Origin of the sequence: Xanthobacter agilis (assembly GCF_021730435.1) — a bacterium.
GTDB classification, from domain to species: domain Bacteria; phylum Pseudomonadota; class Alphaproteobacteria; order Rhizobiales; family Xanthobacteraceae; genus Xanthobacter; species Xanthobacter agilis.
In genome coordinates, this window is record NZ_JABWGX010000014.1 from 15,387 (window position 1) to 32,358 (window position 16,972).

Annotated in this window: 13 protein-coding genes and 1 pseudogene; 2 read left to right on the forward strand and 12 right to left on the reverse strand. The window is 67.1% G+C overall.

Annotation, left to right across the window (positions count from 1 at the left end; genetic code table 11):
- Nucleotides 1-108: 108 nt before the first annotated feature.
- The 7 genes from HUW53_RS11605 to HUW53_RS11635 all read right to left on the reverse strand — a co-directional run bounded on the left by HUW53_RS11605 (nucleotide 109) and on the right by HUW53_RS11635 (nucleotide 8,424).
- On the reverse strand, nucleotides 109-1,146 hold the full coding sequence (locus HUW53_RS11605; protein WP_237345929.1) for a DUF7146 domain-containing protein: 1,038 nt from the start codon (nucleotides 1,144-1,146) through the stop codon (nucleotides 109-111).
- 91 nt (nucleotides 1,147-1,237) lie between these two features.
- The gene (locus HUW53_RS11610; protein ID WP_237345930.1) at nucleotides 1,238-3,301 is read right to left on the reverse strand and encodes a ParB/RepB/Spo0J family partition protein; all 2,064 of its coding nucleotides are present in this window, start codon (nucleotides 3,299-3,301) and stop codon (nucleotides 1,238-1,240) included.
- Between the two features lie 166 nt (nucleotides 3,302-3,467).
- Entirely contained in the window at nucleotides 3,468-4,664 is a 1,197-nt protein-coding gene (locus tag HUW53_RS11615; protein WP_237345931.1) for a DUF932 domain-containing protein, read from the reverse strand.
- A gap of 315 nt (nucleotides 4,665-4,979) precedes the next feature.
- The gene (locus HUW53_RS11620; protein ID WP_237345932.1) at nucleotides 4,980-5,453 is read right to left on the reverse strand and encodes a MerC domain-containing protein; all 474 of its coding nucleotides are present in this window, start codon (nucleotides 5,451-5,453) and stop codon (nucleotides 4,980-4,982) included.
- Nucleotides 5,454-5,477: 24 nt separating this feature from the next.
- Complete coding sequence (locus HUW53_RS11625) at nucleotides 5,478-6,275, reverse strand: ABC transporter ATP-binding protein (RefSeq protein WP_237345933.1); 798 nt, start codon at nucleotides 6,273-6,275, stop codon at nucleotides 5,478-5,480.
- Nucleotides 6,276-6,287: 12 nt separating this feature from the next.
- Nucleotides 6,288-7,283, reverse strand: a complete 996-nt coding sequence (locus tag HUW53_RS11630; protein WP_272904205.1) for an ABC transporter permease — start codon at nucleotides 7,281-7,283, stop codon at nucleotides 6,288-6,290.
- 10 nt (nucleotides 7,284-7,293) lie between these two features.
- The gene (locus tag HUW53_RS11635; RefSeq protein WP_237345934.1) at nucleotides 7,294-8,424 is read right to left on the reverse strand and encodes an ABC transporter substrate-binding protein; all 1,131 of its coding nucleotides are present in this window, start codon (nucleotides 8,422-8,424) and stop codon (nucleotides 7,294-7,296) included.
- Nucleotides 8,425-8,792: 368 nt separating this feature from the next.
- On the opposite strand from HUW53_RS11635, the gene HUW53_RS11640 reads away from it, so the two are divergent.
- On the forward strand, nucleotides 8,793-9,146 hold the full coding sequence (locus HUW53_RS11640; RefSeq protein ID WP_237345935.1) for a hypothetical protein: 354 nt from the start codon (nucleotides 8,793-8,795) through the stop codon (nucleotides 9,144-9,146).
- Between the two features lie 206 nt (nucleotides 9,147-9,352).
- Nucleotides 9,353-9,715, forward strand: coding sequence for a DUF983 domain-containing protein (locus tag HUW53_RS11645; protein WP_237345936.1), 363 nt, complete (start codon nucleotides 9,353-9,355; stop codon nucleotides 9,713-9,715).
- Nucleotides 9,716-10,317: 602 nt separating this feature from the next.
- Here HUW53_RS11645 and HUW53_RS11650 read toward each other — a convergent pair.
- The 5 genes and pseudogenes from HUW53_RS11650 to HUW53_RS11670 all read right to left on the reverse strand — a co-directional run bounded on the left by HUW53_RS11650 (nucleotide 10,318) and on the right by HUW53_RS11670 (nucleotide 16,652).
- Nucleotides 10,318-11,410, reverse strand: a pseudogene (locus tag HUW53_RS11650) (LLM class flavin-dependent oxidoreductase).
- Nucleotides 11,407-13,101 carry an ABC transporter ATP-binding protein gene (locus tag HUW53_RS11655; protein WP_237345937.1) on the reverse strand — a complete coding sequence of 565 codons (1,695 nt, stop codon included), beginning with the start codon at nucleotides 13,099-13,101 and terminating at the stop codon, nucleotides 11,407-11,409. The pseudogene HUW53_RS11650 and the gene HUW53_RS11655 overlap by 4 nt, the downstream one beginning before the upstream one ends.
- On the reverse strand, nucleotides 13,080-13,958 hold the full coding sequence (locus HUW53_RS11660) for an ABC transporter permease (RefSeq protein ID WP_237345938.1): 879 nt from the start codon (nucleotides 13,956-13,958) through the stop codon (nucleotides 13,080-13,082). The genes HUW53_RS11655 and HUW53_RS11660 overlap by 22 nt, the downstream gene beginning before the upstream one ends.
- Nucleotides 13,955-14,965, reverse strand: a complete 1,011-nt coding sequence (locus tag HUW53_RS11665) for an ABC transporter permease (protein WP_237345939.1) — start codon at nucleotides 14,963-14,965, stop codon at nucleotides 13,955-13,957. Before HUW53_RS11665 ends, HUW53_RS11660 begins: the two co-directional genes overlap by 4 nt.
- A 37-nt stretch (nucleotides 14,966-15,002) precedes the next feature.
- Nucleotides 15,003-16,652: an ABC transporter substrate-binding protein gene (locus HUW53_RS11670; RefSeq protein WP_237345940.1), complete on the reverse strand. Its 1,650-nt coding sequence runs from the start codon at nucleotides 16,650-16,652 to the stop codon at nucleotides 15,003-15,005.
- Nucleotides 16,653-16,972 lie beyond the last annotated feature (320 nt).

Below are 16,972 nucleotides of genomic sequence, written 5' to 3' on the forward strand. Positions count from 1 at the left end.
GACGACTGCTGGCCGATCGCCCTCTGGAAGGCCTGGCTGCGGGTCCTCTGTCGACGGTGAGCCTCAGAGCATTCCGTTAGCGCATCCCCGCTCCCCGGCTCCTTCAAGTCACGGGCTCAGCATCATGAAGCGGCTGACATCCTCGGGGACAAGCTGGCATCGCAGTCCTGCCAGCAACGCATCGACGCCAAACGCGCGTAGGTCCTCGTTGAAGTCTCCGAGCGCCGGCGAGAGCACGATAGCCTCGATCGCGGCAGCATTGGCTCGTGCAATGAGGCTGTCTCGCGCCCTGTCGCCGGCCGGATCGCTGTCGCGGACGATGTAGAGCCGCCGCAGTCCAGGTGGGAAGGCGATGACTGCAAGGTGTGCGGCCGAGAGCGCCGCTGCCATCGGAAGGTTGGGCAGCGCCGTGCGCACGGAAAGGATGGTCTCGATGCCCTCACCGGCGGCCAGCACGTCATCAGCCTCGCCGAAGCGAACGGCGTGCTCCAGCAGGTGACCCATGGAGCGCCGGGGCGTGGTGATGGCTGCCTTGTCCGACCCGTTCGGGGCGAGCCATGTCCGATGCACGCCCGTGATCCGTCCGCTGAGACCCGTGACGGCAGCGACCATGGCCGGCAAAGGCTGGCTGGGGGTGTGCGCATCGGACCGGTAATAGCAGCGGGGGTGAAAGCGCAGGCTTCCGGTTTCGTGCAAAGCCGTGATGCAGCGGTTCCGCAAATACGCCTCTACGATTGTGCCCGGAATCGGCCGTGCGGCGGCAAACAGCCGTCGTGCCGAGATGACAGGATCACGTGAGGAGTTTTCCGTTTTGCACAGCGGAGCCTGCGCCTCATGCACTGATCGGGGAATGCCCAGAAACATCTCGGCCTCGGCGACCACCTCGCTGAAGCTGGACAGGCCCCGGCTTTCCCGGATTAGGTCGAGCAGGTCACCGTGCTCCCCCGTCGCCGCGTCGGTCCATTTGCCGGCGGGGCCTTTCGCACTGTCCCGCAGCCGCACAAACATCGAGCGGCCGGGCGAGTTGCGAACGTCGCCCACCTGCCAGTAATGCCCCTGCCTCTGGCCAGCGGAGAGATAGTGGCGGCAGACCGCCTCCGCCCGTTGGCCGAGCTTATGGGCCAAGTCATGGGCCGCATCCGACATGGGGGACGCTCCAACAGAAAGGCCCGCCGTCCGGACCACGCGACAGGGGGAGCGCGAGGCGACGGTCGGCGGGCCAGGTTGCCCGGGAGGGTTATTCGGCAGCGATCGGGGGAGAGATCGCTTCGGGCTCCTCACTATCGGCGAGGTCCTCGCCGTCGCCCATGGCCGTTTCGCCGTCGATCTCCGCCGTTTCTTCGCCGGCGATGTCGCAGGGCTGGGTCCGCAGTGCCTCCGGGAGCCAGCCGCTGTCGGCGAGAAGGGATTCAGCCTCCCGCGCCATGTCGCCCTTCTTGAGGTGGGCGATCCGCTCCGCCGCACGTTCCCCCTTGGCCTCAGTCACCGCCTGCAGGATGCGGGCCTTGGTGACCCGGCCGAGGAAGGTGTCGACAGTGGGCTTCCACCCAGCCGCCGCCATGTCGAGCGCCACCGCCTGTGCCAGCCGGTCCGCATGAGCGAAGGCCCGCGGACGACGGTTCCAGGCCTCGTGCACGGCATTGACCGAGAGGCTCACCACATGGGCGAACAGGGCGGCTCGGCTGTCGCGGTCCCAGCCGTTCAGGGTGTCCCAGAGCGTGCCCGGCTCCTTGGGCAGTGCCTTGGCCCATCTCTCATGCCGGACACGGATCGCCTCGGCCGAGACGCTGTCGTTGAGGCCCGGCGCCTGGGCGTTGAAGGACACGCTCTTGAGATCGAGCTCAAGGCAGCTGTCCCAGCCGTAGGCATAGAAGGCCTTCAGCGTCAGGGCGTGGACCGCCGCAAGGAAGGCCACATCGGGCTGCTCGCCCAGCGTGTGGCGCAGGCCAAGGGTCCGATGGGTGGTCAGCTCCGTGAGTAGCCGGTCGGAGATCGGCGCGAGGCCGTCTTCTTCCTCGGGCTCAGCAGGGGCATCGGGTGTGGCCGCCTCATGGAGAGAAGTCGATGCCACATGGTTTGCATCATCGGTCTCGGCGGAAGTGGCATGCTCCTCTTCGACCGGCACTTCGTCCTCCGGGCGGACATAGCCCCGCTCCACCCGGAGCTTGCCGTCCTGGGCGATGCTGACGAAGGCGCCGGCGCGGCCGACCTCCGCCGGATCGAACGCGAGGGGGCGCGTATCAAAGGCCTCCAGCACCGCCTCGAGCTCACCGAGCCGCGCATCGACCTCCTCGGGAAGCTCGTCGGCATCGGCATGTTCTTCGGAGAGGCGATCATATGCGGCCTGGGCCGTCGCCCGAGCTGCCTCCTCCTCCTCGGTCAGGGGCGTCGGCTCACCCCGCAGCTGGCGCAAGCCGTAGGTGTGGCCATAGGCGAAGTCCGGCGCCACCTCGATCCACTTCCAGCCTTCGCTGCGGATCACGTCGGCCTCGGCAGCGAGCTTGTCCGCCACCATCCGGTCGACGAGAGCGACATCCTGCAGCCAGCCGCCGTCGTCGCCCTGAAACAGGTCGCGCAGCACCGTGCCGCCGGCCGTCTCATAGGCCTCGATGCCGATGAAGCGGGCCCGCTTGTCGGATGCCCGGACCGCGCCCTCGGTCAGCATGCGCCGGATGGCGTAGGGCTGCTTGTCGTAAGCCTGGGCGAGACGCTCCAGCACCTGCTCCTGCCGCTCATGATCGCCCGACACGGTGAAGGCCATGAGCTGATCGAGGGTGAGGCCGTCCTCGGCGTAGACGTCGAGGAGCTTCGGCGACACGGAGGCAAGCTTCAGCCGCTGCTTCACCACCGCGACCGAGACGAAGAAAGCGGCGGCGATCTCCTCCTCGGACTGGCCCTTCTCCCGCAAGGCGAGGAAGGCGCGGAACTGGTCGAGGGGATGGAGAGGGGCGCGCTGGACATTCTCGGCAAGGGAATCCTCCTCGGCGATGCCGCCCTCGCGAACGATGCAGGGTACCGGCGCGGTCCTGGCGAGGCGCTTGCGCTTCACCAGCAGTTCCAGCGCCCGGTACCGCCGCCCGCCGGCCGGGATCTCATAGATGCCGGTCTCGACGCCATCCACATCGATCACGGCTCGGACATTGAGGCCCTGGAGCAGGCCGCGCCGGGCGATATCCTCGGCGAGTTCCTCGATGGACACGCCCGCCTTCACCCGGCGGACGTTGGACTGGCTGAGCACCAGCCTGTTGAAGGGGATGTCGCGGGAGGACGAAAGGGTGATCTTCTGAACGGCCGTGGCCATGGGATGCTTCTCCGCGACGGGCGGCCGGAGAACCTCTCTCTCAACCTCGAACCCGTCACGAAGCACGGCGCCGCCCTCTTCCTCTGAGGGCAGCGCCGTAAAGCCGATGATCCGGAACAACGCAAAGCCGGAGACACGGCAATCCCCATCTCCGGCTTTGCGGATCTCAGGCGGCCCGGTCGAGGAGCTTCTTCGCCCGGGCCTCCAGATCGAGGCGGGCGTCTTGGTGCGGCTTGTCCCGCGCCACGGCGGTGATGCCCTGCACAAAGTCGAAGATGCTCTCCGGCTTGCGCCCCTCCTCAGCGAGCACGGTCTCGATCACCTTCTGCGTCTCGGCTTTGGAGAAGCCCTTGCGGCGCAGGAACTCGGTGCGATCCTCGTCGGTGCGCGCCACGATGCGCTCGCGGGCCGCCTTGATGCCGTTGACGAAGGGCATGGGGGAGGAATTGGCGAACCGCTCGAGAGCCGGCGCTGCCTGATGGGCGAAGCGCGAGGCGGCATACTTCGAGTGGCGGATGGTGATCTCCTCGAAATCCTCCACGCCCCACAGGTTCCGGTTCTGGCAGACCGCCCGGAGATAGAAGCTGGCGATGCCCAGCGTCTTCGCCCCCACCTCCGAGTTCCAGCAATAGAAGCCCCGGAAGAACAAGTCGGGCGAGCCATCAGGCAGCCGCCCGGCTTCGATTGGGTTGAGGTCGTCCACCAGGAACAGGAACACGTCCCGATCCGAGGCATAGAGCGTGGTGGTGTCCCTCGTGATGTCGATCCTGGGATTGTAGATGCCGGTCGACCAGTCGAGCACGCCCGGCACCTTCCAGCGGGTATCGCCCGTGCCGTTGCCGGCGATCCGGCGCACGGCGTCCACCAGCTCATGATCATAGATGCGGCCATAGTCGGGACCGGTGACTGCCCGGAGCTCGACGCGTCCGTCTTCGATCTCGAGCGTCTTGACCTGCTCGGCACGATGGGATGTGAGTCCGTATTGCAGATTGGTGCCGGCCAACGGTGCCGGGAGCTGGCGCAGATAGGCGGCAGGCGCGCCGATAAGGCTCGCAAGCTGGCCGAAGCTCCAATGGGTCGGGGCAACAGGAGCGTCCGCCCCGGGCAGTGCGAGCGTCAGCCGGTCCGGCATCTCGCGGCTCGCCTCGACGCGGATGGCAGCACTCTCCACGGTGCGCGTCCGGCTCCGGTCGGACCGCCCGCGCACCGCGCCATACAGCTCCGACAGGGACAGGTAGCGCTCGTCCGCCGGCCGGGAGAACCACTCGGAGGACACCCGCCCGTTCCGCTCGCCGCGGCTCGCATCCACCTTGTAACCGCGCGCCGCATCGCGGTGTCCTTCGAGAACCTGAACCTCGATCATGGGACCAAACTCCACGACGGGTGCCGGGAGCCTCTCTCCCGATCCTCAACCCATCGCGGAATTCCGATCCAACCTCTCACTCTCGACTGCGCGGATACTCCTGAGCGATCTCCCGTATTCCGGAGCCATCGAGCACCGAGAGAACCCAATCTGCTCTCCGCAAGAGCAGTATTCTCACTGTTCATTGCCTTGGCAGTAAGAGGCCAAAATCTCTGGAGTTCAGTGTTTCCGGCTACGGGCTTCCGGTAGAGCGATGGCAGCGATGCCCACCGACACTTTTGGGAATATTCCTTTGAATCAAGAAGATAATCTCCTTCAGGTCAATGTCGCTATGCCCTCGCCGTTTGCGCTGGAGGCACGCGCCTGCGCGGTCTTGCGGCGGCGGATATGCCAGTTCATGAGGTGCACCAGCGCGACGATGCTCACGCCCATGACGGTCAGGCCGGTTTCGAGCACTGGCACGGATTCGCTCAGGACACCGAAGGCCACAATACCTTGGCCGAGCACGCCGAGCACCACGAGCAAGACCTTGCCATGATCCTTCAGGCCCTGTCGCAAGGCGATGAGGCTGAGGGGGATGGCCGCCGCCAGCAGCACGACGTGAATGTATTCCGGCAGCTCGATCTCATAAGCGAGAAGCGGAAACAGGAGGATGAGCAGCGGCGGGACGATGCAATGTAGCAGGCACAGCAGAGAGACCGAGGTGGCGGCGATGTCCACCCACGGCCGACGCAGCCATGCGGTCAGCACCGAAAGCGGCGAGGAATTGGTCCGGGTCGTGTCCGTCATGTCCGTGTCTCGTCGGATTGGGGGCTATTGAAGGGTGCCGGCATCGCCCGCATCGTCGCTTCTCTCGTAGAGAAGATCGACCATGGCGGCGCGCAGCGCGAGGTAGCGCGGGTTTGACTGGAGGGACTGACGCGAGCGGGGGCGCTCCACGTCGATATCGAACACGCCGCGGATCCGGCCGGGATTGGCGCCAAGGACCACCACGGTGCTCGCGAGCAGGATCGCCTCGTCCACGTCGTGGGTGACGAAAAACACCGTCTTCGCCGCGCCCGACGGGGTCTGCCACAGGGCGAGGAGATGTTCCTGCAGATGTGCCCGCGTCACCGCGTCCAGGGCGCCGAAGGGCTCGTCCATGAGCAGCAGGGGCGGATCAGTGGCGAAGGCGCGGGCGATGGCCACGCGCTGGCGCATGCCGCCGGACAATTGCGAGGGCAGCTTGTCGAAGGCGCCTTCCAGGTGGACGCGGCCAAGCTGCGCGCGCGCGTCCTCCACATGGTCCCGCCGGCGGCGGCCCGGGAAGGCCTGCTCCAGAGCGAAGACGAGGTTCTCGCCTGCTGTGAGCCAGGGAAAGAGCGAATAGTCCTGGAACACCACGCCGCGATCGAGGCCCGGCCCCGCCACCGCCGCGCCGCCGATGCGGATGCTGCCGGCATCCGGCCGCTCAAGCCCGGCGATGAGGCGCAGCAGAGTGCTTTTCCCGCAGCCGGACGGGCCCAGCAGGCAGACGAAGTCGCCGCCTTCCGCCGTGATGTTGACGCTGCGCAGCACGGGGTTGCCGCGATAGGCGAAGGACAGGTTCTCGATTTCCACGCGCTTGGTCACGGCTTTTCTCCTTCAACTGCGCCAGCGCAGGAGGTGGCGTTCAAGCCGCTCGGTGGCGAGGGTGATCGCCACCACGACGATGCCGATGAAGATGATGCCCACGACCACCCGGTGATAATCGGCAAAGTCGGAGAAGTAGTGCACGTACCAGCCGATGCCGGAATTGGCGCCGATGACCTCTGCCGCCGTCAGCAGCAGGAAGGAAAAGCACAGGGCCAGGGAGGCGCCGGTGCAGATCGAGGGCAGCGCCGCCGGCAGCACCACGCGCAGGAGCATCTTGCGGGTGCTGAGGTTGAGCACCCGTCCGGAATCGATGAGGCCCTTGGGCACGTTGAAGACGCCCGCCACCGTATTGATGAAGATCGGCCAGAAGGCGCCGATGAAGATCACCACGATGGAGGCGCTTCTGAACGAGGGCAGGAGGTGGACGATGTAGGGGATGAAGACCACCGGCGGGATGGTGCCGAGGATCTTCGTGAACGGGCTGACGGCGTGATGCAGCCGCGAATGCCATCCCACATACAGGCCCAGCGGCAGCGACAGCGCGAGCGCGGCTCCGAACCCTGAGACGAGAAGGATCAGGGAGGATCTGAGGCAGTCGAGCAGATCCGGCAGCTCCTTCACGAACAGCCGGAGCGTCAGTTCGGGGGGCGGAAACAACATCGGGTCCAGGACGGCAAAGTGGGCCGTCGCGAGCTGCCAGGCGAGAAGAATGGTGTAGAGGATCGCCGCGACGTCGCACACCGACTGGCGAGCTACGTCTGAACCGGCCAGCCGCCACCGGGCCAGCGCGACCACGCCGACGCCGACGGCGAACAGGACGAGGTAGAGGGGAAACCCCTCCTCGGATCCGGGCCAGGCGGTGGCCAGGAGCAGGCCGGCCAGGATGGCACCCGCCGGCAGGGTCTGGGACCAGTGCAGGCCTGCCGGCGCGCCCCGGGCCGGCCCCAGGGCTGCGGGCTGTGTGCCGGGGTGGGCGCCGCCGGCCCGGATTTCCGTGGAGGACAAGACCAGCCCCTCAGGCGTTGTTGGCGGCGTAGAACGTGGCGAGTTCCGCGAAGACCTTGTCGTTGGGCTCGCGGGCGATGACCGAGTTGAGCGCCGCCTTGTAGACGTCGACGTCGATATGCTTGGCTACGGGGTAGTCCTTCGCGGCCACATAGTCCGCGTCGACCATGGCCTGCCAGAAATCCAGCGTGCCCTTGCGCAGGGGATCGGGATGGGAGGCGAATGCCTTGCGGGTATAGGTGTCGCGGCGGATGATGCCCTCGTCCAGCTTGAGCGAGGTCGTGAAGATGCGCACCGTTTCGTCCGGATCGGTGGAATAGACCTTGTAGGCGCGGATTAGCCCCTTGAGATAGGCTTGGTATTCGCCCTTGCGGTTCTCGAAATCGGCCGTGTTGGCCGTCAGGCGGCAGCAGGTATAGTTGGGATAGAAGTCCTCGATCAGGTTGGAGACGACGAGCCCCTGTTTTTCCGCCAGCGTGAAGTGCGGGGAGAAAACGAGGCCGACGTCCACCTCTCCCTTCTTCACCGCCTCCACCACGACGCCGGGGGACGGCAGCTCTACCCGGACGATATCCTTCTTCGGATCGATGCCCGCCTTCTTCAGCGCGCCGCTGAACACCACGTCGCCGGTGGAAAGCCGCACGAGGCCGAGCTTCTTGCCGCGATAGCTTGCGATGTCCTTCAGTCCGGCCGCCGTTTCCGGTCGGGCGATGAGCGCCTGTCCGCCGATCATCATGCCGCCGAAGATGGTGAAGGGCGTGCCCTGCGAGATGAAGAGGAGGGGCGCGGCCGAACCGAACGTGCCGATGTCCAGCTGTCCCGACTTGAGCGCGGTCAGGCCCTCGCCCGCCGACTTGAACTGCAGCAGCTCGACATCCAGGCCTTCGTCCTTGAAGTAGCCCTTCTCCTTGGCGATGAAATGAAGGCCGTGGGCCGGCTCGGCGATGTAGCCGACGCGGAACTTGCCGCTCTCGGCCGCGTGGGCCTGCCGACGGAAAACCGCAGGCGTGAGCGCCGCGACCAGACCCGCAGCAGCAGCGGCAAGCACCGAACGGCGCTGGCGGTCGACGTCGGGCGAATCTGCCTGCGCGGATGCCTTGGCAAGCGCTTCGATGTCATTGTTGTTGCAGGCTTCGCACATGGGGAAACTCCATCCTCGGGCAAGATCGTGATCCACGCCAGCAACGGCGGGTGGGTCATAATTTAAATTTAATCTATCTATTTAATAAAAAAGCAACGGGGCAATTTGGCCCAAGTTGCCGTCGCGCGCGTTTCAGCGCTCTCTCGCAGGTCAGGCGCGCATCGGAGCATCAGGTGGAGGACGCAGTTGCCGACGCCGCAGGAGGCCATGCAACCGCCTGCCCGGGGAGCAAAGCCGCAGTCGACGCGTCATCCAGCGGCGCTGCCATCCTGTCGCGACCTGCTCCGTATTCTCACGCGGTCGACCCAACCCGGCCATTCCAACAAAACGGCCTTATGCTCCTTGGCTTGCGCGACGATCGATGGAAGTTGCTGGCTGCCGCAGTCTTCAAGCTGGCGGCGCTATTCGTCGGCCTCGCGCACAAGGCCCTTGTCATCGAGGGAGGTAGCGCGCCGGTCGACATGACGGCGGATGCGTTGCCGGACGGCACGCTGCCCGAGGTGTGCCTCGGTGGCGACGGCGGCGGAGACGGCTCGTCTCATGTTCACGCCTCGCCGTGTGACGCTTGCGTCCTGACGGCATCCCCGGCCTCCTCGGGGCAGACGCAATCTCTGTCGCGGCGCCGGGCTTCCGGCGCATCCTTATCGTCCGACTACCGCGACGGGCGGTCGATGCACGGGTGTCCCAAGCCGCTGCGCACCGGCTCCCCCGCTTTCCGCTGACCTGAACCTGCGCCGGACCGTCTACAGCGACGGGGCGTGTCGTGTCCCGTGGCCGTAACAGCGGCCAGCCCGGATTCCTCATGTTGCCATCTTCTTCCGGCGTGCATCTGCACGCTCGCACATCCATGTCTTCACGGCAGAGACGCTGCCGGAGATGGCGCTCTTCTCCTTGGCTCCACGTTCGCCATGGCCGTTGGAACAGGCGAATGAAGGGGGGCTACGCGCACAATGGCTTCAATCCGCCGCGTCCGGTCGAGCAGGCGTTGCGGCGTGGATGGTCGGGGCGCTGTCCCGCATGCTGCGAGGGCGGCCTGTTCCGTATCTGGATGCTCGTGCATGATGAATGCTCGCACTGCAGCGAGACCCTCCAGCACGCCCGGATCTCGAATGTCGTGCCGGTGGTCGCGGTGCCTCTTGCCTTCCTTCCGGCGGCCTTTTTTGGTGCCATCCTGGATTTTGTCCGCGGCTTGCCTCTTCTATTCGTGGTGGTGGTGAGCGAGGTGGTGGCGGTGGCTGCAGCCATTTATGTCCTGCCGCGTGCCAAAGGGCTGCTGGTGGGGCTCGCCTAGGGGCACCATGTCGGCGGCTTCAAAACCCGCTCGGCGATCTTGTCCCGGATCTGGGACGCGACCGGCTCTCGGTCGCGGCGCGGAACCAGCGGGTGACGTGGCATCGACCGGCAGCCCGCGACGCGCCTCAAGGGCCCGAGTTCTGAAAAAAGCGCTGGCGAGATAATCACTGGCACCCCTTCTGTTCTTTTTCTCGATCGCGGATATCCTGATCGAGATGAAGCGCAGCCTCCTCAGGTTGCGCACTTCCCTCCGCCTCGCTCGATCCGAGCTGGAGCGCGGGCGAGCTGATCGCCGAGCCGCGGCATATCCACGGCATCGGCACGTGGGAGAAACGGCGCGCCCGCGTCCGCGACCTGCTGCGTAAGGTGGGCCTACCGCAGGACGCGGCCGTTCGCGCTTCCGGGCGACTTGCCCCAGCCTCTACGCGCCGCCGCCCGGCTGCGCCTTCCACACCCGCTGCCCCGTGGCCGCGGCCACGTGCTGAAGCGAAAGGCCGCAGTTGTGGGGCGTGGAACCGGGCCATTCGGCCGCCTGTCATCTCGCCGGGGAGCTGGCCGGCTGACGACAGGGGCTGCGCGTTCCCGGCCGGGCCCGCCTGGTCACGCGTCCGGCGACCAGCCGAGGCTCGGCGCCACCGTTTGCGCGAGGTTGGCGAGCAGCCGCACATTCTCGGCGAGGTCGAAGCCGGGGGGGCAGGAACAGCACGATCTCGTCGGCGCTGGCGAGGCCCGGATCGTCCAGGATGGCTTGTGTCACCTGATCGGGCGTGCCGTGGAACACGGGCGAGATGCGGGCGCCGGACGGCTGGTTGGTCTGGGCGGTGGGCGTGATGGCACCCTTGGGCCGGGAGGCGGCGATGCCCAGTGTCCGGCGCTCAAGGTCATAGGCGGCGTATTTCGCGCGCAGCTCCTGCGTCGTCCCCACGAGGATGGAGGCGGCGACGGCCACCGGCGGGGGCTGTGTGTCCCACGTCGCGCGCCAGGTATCGCGAAAGGCGGCGATGCTGCGGGCCTGATAGGCGCCGAAGCTCTCGCCCTCCACATGGTTGTGCTGCACCGTGCCGCAGATGAGACCGATGCCGAGTTCCGCCGCCTGCACCGCCGACGCGATGCTCGCCGAGCCCTGCCGGATGCGGGTGCGCAGGGTCGGGCTGTGGGGCGTGACGCGCAGCGGCGTGCCTTCGGGCGCGCCCTGTCCGGGGCCGTCCACCACATGTAGCACTGCGCCGGAAATGGCATCGAGGAAGCGGGCCTGACGGCGCTTCGCCTCGGTGCGGGCATTGGTGTCCACGTGCCCGAAGATGGCGTCGAAGGCCGCAGTGGCGCCGGTGGCGATGGCGAGCTCCAGCCGGCCGCCGATGAGCAGATCTGTGGTGCTCGCCGCCTCCGCCAGCAGGATCGGGTCCTGATAGCGCATGGGGATGACCGCCGAGCCGAGCCGGATGCGCCGCGTGTGCTGGCCGGCGGCGGCGAAGAAGGGCAAAGGCGAGGACAGATAGTGGTCGAAGTGCCGCTGGTAGGCCCATCCCGACTGGTAGCCGAGGCGTTCGGCTGCCTTGAACAGCTCGATCCCCTCGCGCAGCCCCTGCGCGGGCCCGGCATCGTCGCTGAACGCCACGCGGGTGTTGAAGCCCAGCCCCGGCTTGGGGCGGAAGGGCGCCGGCACGCTGCTGGCTAGCGCTGCCAGGGTCATGGGAGGCTCTGCTCTGCGAGGATCGGCACGCGCCGTGGCACGCCGCGTGCCGTGCCGGAGATGCCGGCGGGCATCGAGGCCCGCAGGGCGCGGGTGTAGGGCTGGCGGGGATTGTCCAAGATGTCGGCGACGCGCCCGTGCTCGACGATGCGGCCGCGATGCATCACCGAGACCGTGTGGGCGAGCTGGCGCACCAAAGCGAGATCGTGGGAGACGAAGACATAGGTGAGGCCCAGTTTCGCCTGCAGCGTCAGCAGCACCTCCATGATGCCGGCCTGGACGCTGACATCGAGCGCGGAGGTGGGCTCGTCGAGCACGATCACGTCCGGCCGCAGCACCAGCGCCCGGGCGATGGCCACGCGCTGGCGCTGGCCGCCCGACAGGGTCGCCGGCCCGCGGGCGAGCAGGTGCTCGCCGAGCCCGACGCTGGCCAGTGCCTCGCGCACCCGCGCAGCCCGCTCCTCGCGGCTGCCGATGCCGAAGCGGTCGAGCGGCTCGCGCACCAACTGCTCGATTTTCCAGGTGGGATCGAGCGAGGTGTAGGGGTTCTGGTAGATGAGCTGCAGGTGGCGCCAGACGCCGCGCAGCGCGTCTGGCCCACGCCCCGCGAGCCGCTCACCCGCCACCGTGATGTCGCCGGTGTCGGGCTGCTCGAGCCCGAGCAGCAGCCGGATCGTCGTCGTCTTGCCCGAGCCGGATTCGCCCACCAGCGCGTGGGTGGTGCCGGCCGGGACGCTGAAGGACACGGCGTCCACGGCGGTGAGCGCCTTGCCATCCACATGGAAGGTCTTGGTGACACCCCTGACCTCAATCTTCGAGGCCTCGCCCGCCGCCTGAGCGAGGCGGCCCAGGCCCGGATCGCGCAGGGCCCCGTAGCGGTCGGGATTGAGGGCGGGAACGTCAGCATGCAGCTTGCGCGCATAGGCCGAGGTCGGGGAGAAGAACACCGCCTTTGCGCTGCCGGCCTCCTGCACCTGCCCGTCCTTGAGCAACACGAGCGACTGGGTCCGCTCGGCCGCGATGGCGAGGTCGTGGGTGATGAGGAGGAGGCCGATGTCGCGCTCGCGCTGCAGCCGCGAGAGGAGATCGAGGATGCGCTTCTGGATGGTGACATCGAGCGCGGACGTAGGCTCGTCAGCCACCAGCAGCGCCGGGCGTGGCAGGACCGCAAGGCCGATCAGCACCCGCTGGAGCATCCCACCGGACAATTGATGGGGATAGGAGCCAAAGACCCGCCCGGGGTTGTCCAGCCCTACCTCGGCGAAGGTCTCCAGCACCAGGGCCTTGCCGGCTGCCCTGTCGCGCACATCGAGGAGCGCGGCCGCCTCCAGAGCCTGGGCGCCGATGGTCCGCACCGGGTTGAGCGCATGGCCGGGATCCTGCGGCACGAAGCCGATGGTCCGGCCCCGCAGCGGGCGAAACCGGCGCTCGGAGAGCGCGAGCGCGTTCGCGCCATCCAGCGTGACGCGCCCGGTGGCGCGGGCGCCGGCGGGCAACAGCCGCAGCACCGCGCGGGCGATGGTGGACTTGCCCGAGCCGGACTCGCCGATGAGGGCAAGGCTCCCGCCGCGGCCGAGCGCGAACGAGGCCTTCCGCACCACCTCGTTCCGCCCGTAGGAGACCGTCAGGTCCTCCACCTCAAGCAGCGGGGCGGCGCGGGCGGGCGCGCTCAGTCGATCCTGCGGAGCCATCGGCTGATCCTGTTCACGGAGAGCACGGTCGTGATCGTGACGAAGGCGGGCGCGTAGACCAGCCAGGGCCATTTCAGATAGTCCTTGCCGATGGAGATCAGCAGGCCCCAGTCCGACGCCGGCGGCGGATCGCCGTAGCCGAGGAAGGCCAGGCTCGCGATCACCAGGATCGACAGGCCGAACTGCAGCACAGCGAGCGGCAATGCCGAGCGCGACGCGTTCGGCAGCACGTGTCGCGTGAGGATGTGCCAGCGCGAGCCGCCGAGCAGGAACGAGGCCTCGACGAAGGTGGCCTGCCGCGTCTTGATCGCCTCGGCGCGCATCACGCGGGCGAACACCGCCACCGCCGAGACCCCGGTGGCGATGGCGACGTTGAGCGTGTCGAAACCCAGCGCGGTCACGACGATGACGGCGAGAAGGAAATTTGGGATGGCAAGCAGCACGTCCACGAGACGCGCGATGACGGTGTCCACCCATCCGCCGAAAAATCCGGCGAGAAGACCGACAGTGCCGCCGGCCACCACGCCGATAGTGACCGCGATGAGCGCGCTCGTGACCGAGGAGGCGGTGCCGTAGACCACGCGGGCATAGAGATCACGGCCGAGGTGGTCGGTACCGAACCAGTGCGCGAGGCTCGGGGCGAGCAGCTTGTCGGCCGGCACGCCAATGACTGGATCTTGGCCGGTGAACAGGCCCGGGGCCAGCGACCAGCCGATCACCAGCGCAACGATGGCAAGGGAGAGCACGACGCTGGCCGGCAGGCGCAGCGCGGACAGTCCGCGAAGGGCCGCAGCGGGCAGGCAGCCGGCGCGCAGGAGCGGGGTGCGCCCGGCGGAGGGCGGGACGGCGAGACTCATGCCGTCACCGCTTCCGTCGTCTGCGTGGCCGGATCCTCCGCGCCGGCCTGTCGGCTTCGGCCAGAACCGACCAGCGTCACGCGCGGGTCGAGCAGCGGATAGACGAGATCGGCGAGGAGGTTGACGCCCACGAAGACCACTGCCGCCAGCGAGACCACCGTCTGCAGCACCGGCAGGTCCTGCGTCGTGACCGAGCGTTGCACCAAGCTGCCGACGCCGGTGCGCCCGAACACCGTTTCGGTGATCAGGGAGCCGCCGAGGAGTTCGCCGATGGTGAGCGCGATGACCGTGACCACCGGCAGCGAGGACGGCTTCAGCAGGTGCTTGACGAACAGGCCCACCTGCCCGAGCCCGCGGCTGCGCGCCACGGCGGCGTATTCCTGCCGGGCTTCATGGTCGAGATTGGCGATCAGCACCTCCGCGATCTGCGCCGAAATGGGGATGCCCAGCGCGAGGGCCGCGAACAGGGTGGCCCAGAAGCTGTTCGGCTCGATCACCCGGAACAGGCCGAGCTGGAAGCCGAAGGCGTGGATCAGCACCAGCCCGATCACGAAATTGGGCACCGAGAGGAACAGAGAGGGGAAGCCGCGCAGGAGGCCCTGTCCAAACCTTGCGGGCAGGAACTGCGTGCCATAGGCGATCACCGCCGCCAGCAAAAGCGCGACGGCGAAGCCGGCGGAGGCCAGAATGAGGGTGGAGGGCAGGACCTCGGCCAAAAGCGTCGCCACCGGCCGGCCCGAGCGCATGGACAGGCCTAGATTGCCGGTGACGAAATGGGACAGCGCGGTCCACAGCTGCACCGCGATCGGCTGGTCGAGCCCCTGGGCGGCGATGATCTCGCGGATTTCCTCGTCCGTGAACCCGTTCTGTGGGTCGTGGAGGATCGTGCTGACGGGATCGCCGGGCAGGATGCTGACCACGACGAAGGTGAAGACATAGGCCAGCAGCACCACCGCCACGGCCTGGGCGATGCGCCGTGCGGCGTAGGTCAGGTAGGCGTTGCGCATGCCGTGCCCTCCTCACTCTGCCGGGTTCAACAGCGGGTCATTCGCCCTTGAAGGCGGTGTAGTAGCTGGCATAGGCGATGCCGTTGTAGGTCTCGCCCTTCACTTTCGGCGACTGCACATAGATGCGCTGGACAATCTGCGTGCGTGGAATGAAATAGCCCTGCTCAAGAACGTATTTCTGCAGCTCGTCGAGCAGCGGAGTGCGGATGTCCAAAGACGCTGCACCGGAGATCTTGTCACGCAGGGCGTTGATCGTCGGGTCGCTCTCGTCGAGGGCGAACCAGTTCTCACCGTTGTTGGCATTGGTGAGGATGCTCGCGACGGTGCCGGCGTCGATGAAGCTGCGCGTCACCTCATAGGCCGGCACGCCCGGGCGAGCGAACCTCACCTTCTCGCCGAAGGTGGCCACATCGAAGGCGCGGATGGTGACCTTCCAGCCCAGCCGGCCCAGCTGCTGGGCGATGAGCTCGTCGATGGCCTTGGACGTGGCAAGATAGGGATTGGAATGGAGCGTCAGAGTCAGTGGCTTGCCGTCCTTGATCCTGATCCCGTCGGCGCCTTTCGTCCAGCCGGCCGCGTCGAGCAGCTTGCCGGCTTTCTCGGGATCATAGGCCAGTAGGGCGCTGTGGTCGGTGGCGCCGGGTACGTTGCTCTGGATGAAGGAGGTCGCGAGCTTCCAGTCGGGGGTGTAGACGGTGTCGATGATCTCCTGGCGATTGATGCCCGCCTGAAGGGCCTGACGCACCTTCGGATCGTCGTAAGGCGCCTGCTTGGTGTTGATCGCGAGGCCGTTTACGAAGCCCAGATAGCGCGGTGTCGAGATGGTGAAGCCCTCCGCCTTGAGCGACTTCAATTCCTGGGGCGACGGGCTGTAGGCGACGTCCGCCTGTCCTGACTGGACCGCGGCGACCCTCAAGGAAGGCTCCGACACCAGCTTGTAGGTGATGGTGTGGAGAAAGGCCGGGCCGGTATGGCCGACGGCGGGCGGCCCCCAGTTGTAGTCCTTGCGCTTGGCCAGCCGGACGAAATCGCCCTCCTTCCAGGCTTCGACCACATAGGGGCCGCTGCCGGAGGTCTTGCCGAGATCCGCCTGATGCGCAGCCGGCTGCGCGAGCGTCTTCGGCGAGATGAGGATCGAGCCGTGATAGCCGAGCGTCGGGATGAAGCCGAGCGTGGGCGCTTTGAAGAAAACCTTCACCGTCTGCGGGTCCACCGCCTCGGCGCGCTCGTAGGTCTTGGGGAAGAGGCCGATGGGGTTGATGCCCTCGCCCTTGCGGCCCGCATACCAGATGTCGAGGTTGGCGACGACGGCGGCGGCATCGAGCGGGGTGCCGTCGGAGAAGGTCACGCCCGGCTTCAGGTGGAGGGTGAATTCGGTGGCGGCGTCGTTCTGCTCCCAGCGCTCGGCGATCCAGGGGCTGACCTTGCCGTCGGCATCCACGTAAACCAGCTTGTCCGTCACATGGCCCCAGATGTGGCCCTGAAAGCTCGATATGGCGCTGTTGTTCGGAATCCAAGTGTTTCCAAGGGAGTCGATGAGGAAGATGATGCTGCCGCCGTTGCGAGGCTCGGCGCTGTGCGCGGGGCCGGGCGCGCCCATCAGCAGCAGGGCCGCGGCTGCCAGCACTGACGTCGCGGCCAGGACGCGGCGCCGGGTCAGCGAACGCAGGTTGATCTTCTCGCGCATGAGGAGGTCCCGGTCTCGTGGTTTTGCATGCGCCGCCGGACGAGTGTCGGCGGCCGTTGCGACTGAAATGCCGTGCCGGCGATGGTGCCCGCACGCGGTCTGGTGAAAGGCTGGTCTTGCGGATGCACGGGCGCGGACACTTGCCACCCGCCGATTGAGCTCGTGCAACCAGTAGAGGCCAAGCGCGGCAGAAGCCCCACAAACTCAGGATATGCACAAATATGATTTTGTCTATCGATTTTATATATTATTAATGAGGCGCTGCTGCGCCGGCTCTGCTCGGCGGTCATCTGCCGGGCGTATCTCGACGCCCCTACGGA

Excerpts from the sequence above, each read along its gene's own strand:
- HUW53_RS11605 (WP_237345929.1), bottom strand. The coding sequence starts at position 1,146 with ATGTCGGATGCGGCCCATGACTTGGCCCATAAGCTCGGCCAACGGGCG.
- HUW53_RS11610 (WP_237345930.1), bottom strand. The coding sequence starts at position 3,301 with ATGGCCACGGCCGTTCAGAAGATCACCCTTTCGTCCTCCCGCGACATC.
- HUW53_RS11615 (WP_237345931.1), bottom strand. The coding sequence starts at position 4,664 with ATGATCGAGGTTCAGGTTCTCGAAGGACACCGCGATGCGGCGCGCGGT.
- HUW53_RS11620 (WP_237345932.1), bottom strand. The coding sequence starts at position 5,453 with ATGACGGACACGACCCGGACCAATTCCTCGCCGCTTTCGGTGCTGACC.
- HUW53_RS11635 (WP_237345934.1), bottom strand. The coding sequence starts at position 8,424 with ATGTGCGAAGCCTGCAACAACAATGACATCGAAGCGCTTGCCAAGGCA.
- HUW53_RS11645 (WP_237345936.1), top strand. The coding sequence starts at position 9,353 with ATGAAGGGGGGCTACGCGCACAATGGCTTCAATCCGCCGCGTCCGGTC.
- HUW53_RS11655 (WP_237345937.1), bottom strand. The coding sequence starts at position 13,101 with ATGGCTCCGCAGGATCGACTGAGCGCGCCCGCCCGCGCCGCCCCGCTG.
- HUW53_RS11660 (WP_237345938.1), bottom strand. The coding sequence starts at position 13,958 with ATGAGTCTCGCCGTCCCGCCCTCCGCCGGGCGCACCCCGCTCCTGCGC.
- HUW53_RS11665 (WP_237345939.1), bottom strand. The coding sequence starts at position 14,965 with ATGCGCAACGCCTACCTGACCTACGCCGCACGGCGCATCGCCCAGGCC.
- HUW53_RS11670 (WP_237345940.1), bottom strand. The coding sequence starts at position 16,652 with ATGCGCGAGAAGATCAACCTGCGTTCGCTGACCCGGCGCCGCGTCCTG.